Annotated in this window: 2 protein-coding genes and 1 pseudogene; all 3 read right to left on the minus strand. The window is 45.6% G+C overall.

The window, feature by feature from the left end:
- The coding region (locus V6D42_RS20130) for a condensation domain-containing protein (RefSeq protein ID WP_333514371.1) at window positions 1–1,378 on the minus strand (1,378 nt) is incomplete at its 3' end.
- Window positions 1,379–1,394: 16 nt separating this feature from the next.
- Window positions 1,395–9,110 (minus strand): fengycin non-ribosomal peptide synthetase FenD, encoded by a 7,716-nt coding sequence (gene fenD, locus V6D42_RS20135; protein ID WP_333514372.1) that lies wholly within the window; start codon window positions 9,108–9,110, stop codon window positions 1,395–1,397.
- Window positions 9,111–9,135: 25 nt separating this feature from the next.
- Window positions 9,136–12,886, minus strand: a pseudogene (fenC, locus tag V6D42_RS20140) (fengycin non-ribosomal peptide synthetase FenC); the annotation flags it as partial.

Raw genomic sequence — 12,886 nt, forward strand, 5'->3', positions numbered from 1 at the left:
TAACAGCTCCCGTCGTATTATATTCAGCAACCATTTTCTGTGTTTTGTCTTTATCTAGTAACGTCATCCTTGAAACAGGAAGAGAAGGATCAGAGATGACAGCTGAAATCATATGCTGTAAATAATCTTTTATCTCAGCAATTATGCCAGGCTCATATAAACCTGTATGAAAATTGATGCGCACGAACAATGTGCGGCCTGGAATCACTTTGACGCTGCATCCATAATTCGTCTCCTCCGCCATCGCAAAGTTTTCCACTGAGAAACCGAACGATCCAGTCTGGTTTAGTCCTTCCATTTCTTGCTGGGTCGGCACGTTTTCAAACACGATAATATGATCAATGAGATCTTGTTTAAGAGCACTCTGCGCTTGAATGTCATATAGAGGGAAATAGCTGTATGCTTCTGCTTCAGTCATTTCCTTTTGCATCCGACTGACCAGGTCAGAGAAAGAAAGAGCTTTGCTTTGGACCCGGATGGGAATGGTATTAATAAAAAGGCCGACTATATTTTCTACATCTTCCAGCTCAGAAGGCCTGCCTGAGACGACTGATCCGAACACGGCATCGTCACAGCGATTGAATTTTTGCAGCAAAATCCCCCACAAAGCTTGGAAAACGGTGTTAAGCGTTGCACCGGATGTTGCTGCGATTTTCTGCAAATCGGACGTTTCTTTTTCAGAGATAGTAAACGTGACCTGCTGTAATTCACCTTCTGATACTTGCTCGTTTCTTTTTGGCAAAGAAGAAGCTTTCTCGAAGTGCTGCAGTCGCTTTTTCCAATACGCAGCTGCCTCTTCACGATCCTGCTGCATTAGCCATTTAATATATGTTCCGTACGGCTGAACTGGCTGCAAATATGGAAGCCGCCCTTCTCCCAGCGCTTGATAAATGTGGAGAAAGTCTTTAATGATAATGCCTAAGCACCACCCATCCATTAAAATATGGTGATGGCTCCAAATGCACACGTAACGCTCAGGCGCCCATTTTAAAACGGATATTCTCATCAGTACATCCGACTGAAGATCAAAGCCCCTTTTTTTATCTTGTTCCTTGAATGCTTCTGTACAATGTTCTTTCTCTCTCTCATTAAGATGAGAAATATCTTCAAAATGAACACGGCAAGAACGGTCTTTAAGCACCACCTGACGAGGTTTGGCTACATGTTTGTAGATAAAAGTCGTTCGAAAGATTTCATACCTGTCAAAAACAGCGTCCATACTTTTCTGGAAACGGTCTAAGTCAAGCTGCCCCTTGATTGTAAAAGAAGCCTGTTCAAAATAAGCTCTCGACTGTTCATCATACAGCGAATGAAAAAGCATCCCCTCCTGCATAAAAGACAAGGGATATATATCCTGTATTTCGGGTTGCTGCGGCATCAATGAATCTCCTCTCCTATAGTTTGTTGACGGCTCCCATAATTTCACTTAAATCCTCCAGCGTTAATTCCTCATCAGTAAAATCAGCGGCACTCCATTCACGGTTTTCTTTGCCCGCGCAATGCTTTATTATGTTTTCAAGCGCATGTTTAAAATGATCGGCTAATGCCTGTATGGTTTGTTTCTTAAATTGAAGTCCGTTATAAATGATGTGCATGTGCAGGCACCCTGATGAAACGGCTCCGCTGATATCAAGCACATAAGGCCGCTCCCAATCCGGGCTGATTTCATTCCCTGTCTTAATATCAGAAATCTCAAAAGCCTTTGATTGAACATCCTGATCAAACTGGCCTAAGTAATTAAAGCTGATTTCCGGGTCGCTGTACTCAGAATCCCATATCTTGTTGATATATTTCAGCACTCCATAGCCTGCGCCTTTATGCGGTATGCGGTGCAGCATGTCTTTTGTCTGTTTAATGTGTCGTCCTAGCCGCTCACCTTCATCCGTATAGTGAGAATCACTCATATCAAGCCATACAGGATAAATTGAAGTGAACCAGCCTACTGTTCTGTTCATGTCAATATTGTCAAGATAATCTTCTCTGCCGTGGCCCTCCATACTGATTTTGAAATGGTCAAGTCCCGTCCATTTCTGCAAAGCTAGGCCTAACGCAGTCAGAAGGACATCATTTGTTTCCGTGTTGTATGCGTTGTTAGCAGTAGTTAACAGCAATTCTGTGTCTTCACGGGACAGCTCGAAATCAATTACTTCTGTATCTTTGAATGAGTTCGAGGTGATCGAATGATCTTTGGGAATAGGTTCAATATGCCGATCCTCCCGCTCTTTCCAATACGCGATTTCACGCTGCAGACGCCGGCTTTTTGAATAGTCAGCCAAAGTTTGTGCATAGGTGAAATATGAATCTGTTTTTTCCGGCAGTTCGATGGGTTTTCCTGAGACTGCCTGTTCGTAAGCAATTGAAAAATCCTCAAATAAAATGCGCCATGAAACGGCATCAATGACTAAGTGATGAATCGTCAGAAACAAATGGTCTCCATCTTCGGCTTTAAACAAACCAGCATGAAGCAAAGGGCCAGTCTCCAATCGAATGGTTTGCTGAATTTGGTTTGCCATTTCTTCAATCTGTTTGCGTGCTTCTGCTGATAAGCCCTGTGAATCACCTGCTGTATTTGAGTGATGATCTCTTACATCAAACAGTTCAAAGGCATATAGCTCCTCATCTGGAAGATCTGGTCCTCTGTTAACCTGTACAGGCTTGCCATCTTTGAAACGGCTTATGATTCTCAGTGCGTCATGATGAGTCACCAAGCTTTTCAGTACCTTTCTGAGTGCAATGTCATCAAACCGTTCAGCCCGGTAGAGCATAACGGATTGATTAAAATGATGGGCTTCCAATGATTGTGAGAAAAACCATTGCTGTACAGGTGTCCAAGGCAGCTCGCCTTCAACTGGCGTTTGGTCAATTACGCGTACAGCTTTTCGAACGCGGGCCGACAGTTCACCAAGCGTCTGATGCTCAAACATCTCACGCACTGTCGTTTCATAGCCTCGCTGCTTCAGCCGTGCACACACCTGCAACGCTTTTATTGAATCCCCTCCAAGCTCAAAGAAATTCGCACTGACACCTATCTCCTCCGCTTCGAGCAGTTCCTCCCAAATGTCAGCCATCGCCTTTTCAATCTCATTTCTAGGGCTGATATCATTCTCAGCTAGAGCCCGCTTATCTGGTTCCGGCAGGGCGTTCTGGTCGAGCTTGCCGTTAACCGTCAGCGGGATGCTGTCAATCTGGATCAAACGGGCAGGCACCATAAAATCAGGCAGAACGGCTCTCAGGGCAGCACGGATATCTGCTTCATTTACAGCCTGTCCATCTTCCGCAACCATGTAAGCATAGACAGCGGATTGGCCTTGTTCATCACCTCTTGTAATGACAGCCGCCTCTTTAATTATTGGAAGCTGAAGCAGAGACGCCTGGATTTCACCGAGCTCAATGCGGTGTCCTCTCACTTTTACTTGATCATCAATGCGGCCCATATATTCCAGCTCTCCATTTGCCAGACGCTTTGCAAGGTCTCCGGTTCGGTATAATCTGTCTCCCGGAAGATAAGGATTAGGTACAAATCGGGCCCCGGTCAGATCATCTCTGTTCAAATATCCCCGGGCTACCCCTTCTCCGCCAATATACAGCTCACCTGGAACTCCTGTAGGCTGAAGATTCATATGAGCGTCCATCACATAAGCCTGAAGGGTTGCCAGCGATTTTCCGATATTTCTTTTATTTTTTTCTATATCAGCTGAGGACAATTTCTTATATGTCACATGTACAGTTGTTTCAGTAATGCCGTACATATTGATCAGTTCAGTATCTGGGTATTTCTCGTTCCAGGATACAAGCATGCCAGGCTGTAAAGCTTCTCCGCCGAAAATAACGTATCGCACATGTAATCGGTCCGAATGATTTCTTTCTTCATGAATGAGTCCGTAAAAAGCAGTTGGAGTCTGATTAAGTACTGTGACGCCTTCTTTTTTTAACAATAAGCGGAATGCATTCGGATCGCGGGCTGTTTCTTTGGAGACCACAACCAGCGTACTTCCATTCAGCAACGCTCCGAACATTTCCCATACTGAGAAATCAAAGCAATATGAATGAAATAAAGTCCAAACGTCCTCACTGTCAAAATCAAAAGGAAAATCCTGATGCTTCAATAGACTCATCACATTGCGGTGCTCGACAACGACGCCCTTTGGCTGCCCAGTGGTTCCAGATGTATAAATCACATAAGCTGGCTGGTCTGCTAATATTTCTTGAGCTTTCAAATCAGGCGAAATCAATTCGTTTTCGGCGTCATTCAGATATAAAATTTGCCCATGGTAATCCGCCGGTTTGTTGTGTCCGGGCTCTGTCAGGAGAATTCTTGCCCCGCTGTCATTCAGCATAAAGCTGATGCGTTCTTGAGGATATTCAGGGTCAATCGGCAAGTATGCTCCTCCGGCTTTTAGGATAGATAAAACGCCAATCACCATATCAGGCGATCGATCCAACAATAAACCGATGATATCCCCGGATTGGATCCCTTGTTTCATCAGCATAGCCGCTGTCCGTTCTGCTTTTTCATTCAGGTCACGATAAGTCAGCCGTATATGATCGCATACCACTGCAGTATGTTCGGGAAGTTCAGCTGCTTGTTTTTCAAATAAATGAACGATGCTTTCTTCTCTTGGATAGTCAGCATACTGACCCATCGTTTCAAGAAGCAATTCGCGCTCTGGAGCAGACAGCAATTGCATTTCCGAAAGCTTCATATGAATATCAGAGGTTATTCCTTTCACCAGCTCAATAAAATGAGAGGCCCATCTAGCAATGGTCTCTTCTTCAAACAGCGCGGTACTGTATTCGAAGCGGCAGCGAATGCCATCGGAATGCTCCTCAGCGTGTAATGTCAGATCGAATTTAGATACATTGTGTGACGGGGTTACAGACGAGATAGATAAACCGGGCAATTCAAACTGGAAATCTTCGCTGTTTTGAAGCACGAGCATCGCGTCAAACAGCGGATTGCGATTTACCTCTCGTTTCGTTTCAAGCTTATTGACGAGCTCTTCAAAAGGATAATCCTGATGCTCGTATGCAGTTAGAGCCAGTTCGCGAATTTCCTGCAAATAAGAGATGAACGTTTTGTGGCCCTCAGGCTGGCATCGCATAGCCAATGTATTGACGAACATCCCGATGACCCGATCCAGATCAGTGTGCGGTCTCCCGGCAGCAGGCGAGCCGACAACCATATCCTCCTGTCCGCTCAGTTTGGAAAGCATGATGGAATAGACAGACAGAAGGAGCATATACATCGTCGTTCCCGTTTCAAACATCAAGCGGTGCAGTTCTTCTGCCGTTCTTTTATCAATGTTTACTTCAAATGTCCCGCCGCTGAAATCAGGCAGAAGCGGCCTCGTTTTATCAAGAGGCAATTCCAATACTGGAAGGCTGCCGCCAAGCTGCTTCAGCCAGTAGGCCTCCTGTTTGCTGTAATGCGTTTCCGGGAACTTCTCTTGCTGCCAAACCGCAAAATCCTTATAATGCAGGTTTAAAGCTGGAAGCTCTTTTCCGCAATAAAGATCAGTGAATTCTTGGACGAGTGTACTCATAGAGATTCCGTCAGCAATGATGTGATGCATATCGAGCAGCAAATAGGCTCTTTCTTTTTCAAGAGATATCAAGCTTGCTCTAAAAAGCGGTCCAACCGTTAGATCAAACGGTTTGATAAAGGACGAGATCGCAGACTGCAGCATTTGTTCTGATTCAATTTCAAGCTCTTTCAGATCAGCTGTCAGCGCCGGATGAATCCTTTGCACTGGCTCTCCGTTGTTCAGTTCAAATGCAGTACGCAATGATTCATGCCGATTCACAAGCTCTGTGAGAATTTTTCTCAATCTCCCGCGATCCAAATGTCCTCGCAGTTCCAGTACTGCCGGCATGTTGTAGCCTGTGCTGTCATCTGCCAGCTGGTAAAGAGCGTATAATCTTTTTTGCGAGAAAGACAGCGGATAGACATCTCTATAATCCGCAGGTTCAATCTGCGTAAAAACATGCTCATGTAAACTCATCAGTTTGGCTGCCATGCTTTCCACGGTCGGATAAGAAAAAACGTCGCTGAGCGGCAGCTCGATATTCAGCCGTTTATGTATTCTCGATACGAGTGTGGCTGCTTTTAAGGACTGTCCGCCTAATTGAAAGAAATCATCGCGAATACCGATTTGATTTCTGTTCAGCACCTCTTCCCAAATGCGTGCCAGTTTAGTTTCCATTAAAGTGCGTGGCGGCATGTACGTTAAGCTAGTTGTGTTTTCTGGTTCCGGAAGTGCGGAACGGTCGAGCTTCCCGCTGGATGTTAACGGCATTTGAGTGACTTTGATGATGCTTGCGGGAATCATATAGGACGGCAATGTACCGGCTAGATGCTGGTGCAGATTCGGAAGGCCATTTCCCTTTTCCGGAACGATATAAGCAACGAGTTCCTTTTCCTCATCAGACACATCACGGGCAAGCACCGCAGCTTCCTTCACTCCAGGTGCTTGCCGAAGAACAGTTTCAACCTCACTCAATTCAATGCGATATCCCCTGATTTTTACCTGATCATCAAAACGTCCAATATATTCAATCGTGCCATCAGGCAGGAAGCGCCCTGCATCTCCGGTTCGATATAAGCGTTCCCCTTTGAGGAATGGATGATCTGTGAATGCTTTCTCTGTTAGCTCTGACCGCTTATAGTACCCCCGTGCGAGACCCGCGCCTGAAATACACAGTTCACCCGCCGCGCCTATCGGCTGCAGCTGATCTCCTTGTAAAATATATACTTTTGTATTGGCAATCGGGCGTCCGATCGTGATTTTCTCTTTTTCGTTCAGATGACGAAGGATTGTTGTTGCCACACTGTTTTCTGTCGGTCCATATTCATTTGCAAGTTCAGCGGAGGGGCAAATCTTTCTGCTGGACTCAAGCAGGTCGCGAGTCACTGCTTCGCCCGCAAATGTCACGATACGAAGACTTTGTGCATCTTCAGCTGTCAGCACTTCTAATAACACCCGGTACAAGGAAGGAACAATAAGCATATGACTGACCTTGTATTGAGCTATTTTCTGTCTAAGGGCCAGTACGTCCTTCGCTTCGTTATCTGTTGTCAGCAGCACGCATGCACCGGACAGAAGCGGAGTAAACAAGCTCGTCACGCAGCCGTCGAAAACATAGGAAAACAGATGAAGTGCTGTATCCCCTTCGCTCATGTCGTATTCTTCCCGTCTCCACTGCAAGGTATTTGCAATTCCTTGATGGTCAACGAGCACACCTTTTGGCCGTCCTGTCGTTCCTGACGTATAGATCAGGTAGGCAAGCTCACCAATCGATGCATCAGGTGAGTCCGTTTTGTAATGTGCTGTATGTTCTGATATCACAATACTGCCTTCATAGCCTGAGGGGATGGAAGAGATAAATTCTTCTTCTGTCAGTAAGAGAGCTGCTTGACTGTCATGCAGCAGAAAAGAAAGCCGTTCTTTCGGATAACTTGGATCAAGAGGCAGATAAGCGCCGCCGGCTTTCCAAATTCCAAGCAGGGCAGCAGCCATGTCCATTGACCGTTCCATCATCACTGCGACAATCCCGTTAGGTCCAGCGCCATTCTCTATCAGGGCGTGTGCAATCTGATTGGCTCTTTCATCTAATTGCCGATATGTCAGGCACTCATCTCCCATTTTCAAAGCAGCCGCGTCAGGTGTTTTGAGAGCCTGCTCCTCAAACAATTGAGATACCGTTTTGTTTGGATAATGGCGCTCCGTTTCGTTAAACGATTGAATGAGCTTTTGTTCTTCAGGAGGCACAATGTTGATGTTTCCGACAGCAATATCCGGATTTGACAAAATACAATCCATTGCCTGCATGAGGTGCCCCTGAATCCGAAGCACCTCTTCCCGTTCATAAACGGCGGCATTGTAGCTGAATTTAATATAAAATGATTCACCTGGAACGATGACAACGTTAAAGTCATAGTTGGTTTGTTCTGACATAGAAATGTCATCGAGCTTCAACGCGTTTTCGTCATTTTCGCTTTGCCTATTGACTGCCTGCTGAAGCTGTACAGGATAATTTTCAAAGACAAGAATATGATCGATCAATCCTTGCTTCAAAGCACTGCGGTTTTGAATCTCATAAAGCGGATAATAACCATGCTGCTCAGAGCGTAAAGTATCCTCCTGCACGGATTTGACAAGCGTAGAAAACGCCATTTTCTCTGCAGATCGAATACGCACCGGAACCGTGTTAATAAACAAGCCGACCATTGACTCGATCCCATCAATCGCTGACGGACGTCCGGAAACAACAGAGCCGAAGACCGCGTCATCGGTTCCGTTGTACCGATGGAGAAGAACACCCCATAGACTCATAAATAAAGTGTTTAATGTAACTCCCAAATTTTGGGCAGCTGCTGTCAATTTCTGAACGATAGCTTGATCTAAAGAAAAACGGATATGTGCGGCTTCATATTCCCCGTTCGCTGAGCGGTTTTTTCGGTTGGGAATAGAAGCGCTCTTGCCGTACTCCTGCAGATAATCTCTCCAGTATGCAGCGGTTTCTTCTTTATCTTGTTCTCCGAGCCATTCAATATAACGGCTGTACGGCACGGTGCTGTCGAGCTGCACAGGCCTGTTATTTTTAAGTGAGTCATACATGCTGAAGAATTCTTTGAGGATGATGCCCAAGCACCAGCCATCCATGATGATATGGTGATGTGTCCAGACACATGTATATGTGCTGTCTCCTCTATCAAAAAGCGTAAGCCGCATTAACGGATCTTTTTGCAAGTGAAACCCTTTTTCCCGGTCCTGCTGCATAAAGTCTTCTATCAGAGCAAGCTGCTCACCATGTTTCAGGTGAGAAAGATCTTCCCTTTGTACGGTCAATTCACGGTTTGTCAGCACAACTTGCTGCGGCCCAGTGAGATCCGGCACCTCCTTAATGAATATGGTTCTGAAAATATCGTATCGGGAAACAAGAAGATTTAAGCTCTTTTGAAACGAATCGATACACAGGCTGCCTGTAATGGTAAACGAGGTTTGCTCCACATAAGCTTTAGAGCTGAAATCAAGCAGTGAATGAAACAGCATCCCTTCCTGCATGTACGATAACGGATAAATATCTTGGATCTGTGTTGCTTGCGTCATCAATTCCACACACCTTTTCCAAAAGTTAAAGACCTTTAACGAGATTTTCGATGCTAGATAATGCGGATGGCGTTAATTCTTTGTTGCTGAAATCGCTCAGCGTTTTTTCTCGTTCTTTTTTCTTTGTACAATGCTCAATGATCTCGATAAGATGACTGTGAAAGCTGTCCATCAAACTCTGAATTGTGTTTTCGTGGAACACCCGGGTGTAAACTGCTTTGACTTGCAGACGCCCATCTGTTATCAAAGCATTCATATCGAGCTCGTACTCTCTTTCTCTCTCCCCAGCTATTTCGTAACGAGGCTGATAAGAAGACAGTTGAAACAAATCCGAACTCTCATCTTCGCTGAATTGTCCAAGATAATTGAAGCTGATCTCAGGCTCTTTATGCTGTATGGCTCCCTTTTGGACTAATAAGCCGTAGCCCGTTCCCTTATGCGGCACTCTTCTCAGCCTATCCTTTGTCGCTTTGATTCTGTACCCCAGCTGATCTTCGGATGAATGTGGTACACTCATGTCCAGAAGGATAGGATAAATAGAAGTGAACCAGCCTACTGTTCGTGAAATATCAATATTCGGAACATGTCCTTCTCTTCCATGGCCCTCAGTGCTGATCACAATTTGTTCGTGTCCGCTCCATTCGTAAAGCGCCATTCCTAAGGCAGTCAGCAAAAGTTCGTTGGCATCAGTACCATAGGCTTGCTGCGTTTCAAACAGCAGTTTTTTAGTCCAGTCACTGGCTAATACAAACGCAGCTGTTTCAGCACTGCTTTGATGCCTGTCCGACTCAGCCCTGTCCTTAGGCAGAAAAACGTTATGAGCATCCAAAATCGTTTGCCAATATGTTATTTCTGATAACAATTGCCGGCTTCCGGCTATCTGTGCCAGACCATTGGCATATGATAAATAAGAATCGCTTTTCGGCGGCAGTTTGATCTCTGTTTGCTCCAAAGACTGTTGGTAGGCTGCAGCTACATCTTCAAGCAGAATCCTCCAAGAAACGCCATCTACAGCGAGGTGGTGGATCGTAATCAGCAAATGGTCTCCCTCTAACGTTTTAAACAAGCCTGCTTGCAGCAAAGGTCCTTCTTTTACATTCATATTGCTTTGAAGCACGATTTCCTCAGCAGCAAATTTTTCTTCCAAGAGTGTGCCTTTTGCCTGTTCTGTTGTCCAATCTGCCACGTGTAATCCGAACAATTCGTTTTCAGTGATCTGAATGCCGCGATTGTACTGAACGACACGCCCGGCATGATCCTGTGTAAACACCATGCGAAGTGCGTCATGATGCTCAGTCAATTTGCGCAGCGCTTGGCGAAGTGCGTCAGCATGAAACCCCTTTTCGCTGAAAAGCATGACCGATTGGTTGTAATGATCACGAAAAGCATGACGCTGATCGAAAAATCTGTTCTGAATCGGTGTGAGATCCGCTTCACCTTCGATAGGCCTCTGTTCAGCCTGAGATGTCAATGGTGTGATATGGCTGCTCAGCTCATGAACTGTTGGATAACGGAATAAATCCTGTATAGTCATGCTCCAGCCTACAGCTGCCAGCCGGGCGGACACTTGCAGTGCTTTAATAGAGTCTCCTCCAAGCTCAAAAAAGGAGTCGTGAATGCCAACTCGAGACACGCTCAGCACGTCCTCCCAAATCTGCGCTGTCATTCCCTGCAATTCGTTGATCGGTGCAGTATACGGCCGCGAGAAAGCTTCATTTGGCGCCGGTAAAGCTCTTCTGTCCAGCTTCCCGTTTAATGTCAGCGGCATCTTTTCCAAAGGAATGATATGTGCAGGAATCATATATGCCGGCAGCATTTTTGATAGAGCACCGCGGAGAACCGTTGTATCGGCATCTGAAGGCAGAATATAAGCTGCTAAACGAGCCTGTCCATTCGTATCACTTTGAACCGTAACAACCGCTTCATTCACAAGTCCTGTTTGGAGGAGCACACTTTCAATTTCTTCTGTTTCGATTCTGTACCCGTTTATCTTTACTTGATAATCTATCCGGCCAAGAAGTCTGAGCGTGCCGTTTGGAAGCCAGCAGGCCAGATCTCCTGTTCTATACAGTCTTTCTCCAGGCACAAATGGATTCTCTGTAAATTTCTCTTCCGTTAATTCGAGTTTTCCGTGATAGCCCTTGGCAACGCCGGCTCCGCCGATGCAAAGCTCGCCGGCAATACCGAACGGCTGTATTTGATCAGTCTGGCTGAGTACGTACAGTTTTACATTGGGAAGCGGGATGCCGATCGGTACGCTGTCTCCCGAATACTCCTCACCCATATTCATTTCATAGTAGCTTGAATCGATCGTGGCCTCTGTAACCCCGTAACTATTGATTAACCGCATTTTGCCTCCGAAACGCTCCACCATTGTTTGGAAGTCATGGGCTTTCACCATATCCGAACCAAGAATAAGGATGTCTAAGTCAGAAAGACTAAGCTGATTGCGGTAGACATATTCCATAAATGGGACAATGAGTGCCGGTGTTGACTCCATGATCGTGATACGCTGGCGGTTCATCAATGCATATAATTCAGCAGGCTCAAGCCTTGTGTCATCAGGGCAAATGACTAGAGTCCCTCCGTTGGCCAGCGTTCTCGCCAAATCTCCTGAAAAGACATCAAAGGAGAAGCTCGCCATTTGAAGCAGTCTGACAGGCATTTGATCGAGCTGATATATGCTGCGCCAAGCAAGAACAGCATGAGCAAAGTTTCGGTGCGTAACGATAACGCCTTTAGGCGCACCGGTTGTTCCTGACGTATAAATGATATATGCCGAGTCCTCCGGGACAGGAGACGAAGCAAGATTGCATCTTTTTGCTTCATAGGAACTTTCATCATCAAGACAAACGCGAGAAATATCACCTATATCTGAGCCTGAAATCAAATGCTTTACTTCATTCTGTAAAAGAAGAATTTCAGCCCCGCTGTCTTTGAGAAGGTATTCAATCCGTGCTTTTGGATAATGAGAATCTATTGGAATATACACGCCGCCGGCTTTCATAACGGCTAAAATGCCAGCAATAGCATCAATGGATCGCTCCGCTAAAACCGCAACGATTGGCTGCGTCTCTTTTCCTTTTCTTCGCAGTGTGCGCGCCAGACGATTGGCTTTTTCGTTGAGATGGCGGTAGCTGATCTGTTTTTCACCGTCAATAACAGCTATATGCTCCGGTGTCTCTTCAGCCCTCTTTTCAAACATGCGATGAAAAACGGTATCAGTTTGAGAAAATTCAACGTGAGGTTTGTTGAGTTCTATCAAAATCTTTTGTTTTTCTTTTTCGCTGAGTATATTCACTTGTGAGAGAGTGGTATTAGGATTTGACGTGGCAGCACGCAAAAATTCGGTAAAATGAGCCGCCCAGCGTTCAATTGTCGTTCTCATAAATACGTCGGTACTAAATTCCATGTCACATTTGATGACTCCATCTGATTCAGCCGCAATCAACGTCATGTCAAATACAGAAATTTGATGAATGACATTTGCAGGCCGGGCTTTTATGTCTCCAAGATGAATGTCTTGCTTGTCCATATTTTGAAGAATAAACATCGTATCAAACACTGGATTTCGGCTCATATCCCGCGTTACGCCGAGCTTGTCGACAAGCTCTTCGAAGGGATAATCCTGGTGTTCGTAAGCTTCCAAGGCGGTCTCGCGCACTTCCTGCAAAAATTGCGCAAACGGCTTCCCGCCCTCCGGGCGTGCCCGCAGCGCCAGGGTGTTGACGAACATTCCAAGTATCGGCTCGAGGTCCTTGTGAGGACGTCCAGCA

Source organism: Bacillus sp. 0909A (assembly GCF_036765115.1).
Taxonomy (GTDB): domain Bacteria; phylum Bacillota; class Bacilli; order Bacillales; family Bacillaceae; genus Bacillus; species Bacillus mojavensis.

What these genes read in the sequence shown, in the direction of transcription:
- fenD (WP_333514372.1), bottom strand. Translation starts at nt 9,110, where the DNA reads ATGACGCAAGCAACACAGATCCAAGATATTTATCCGTTATCGTACATG.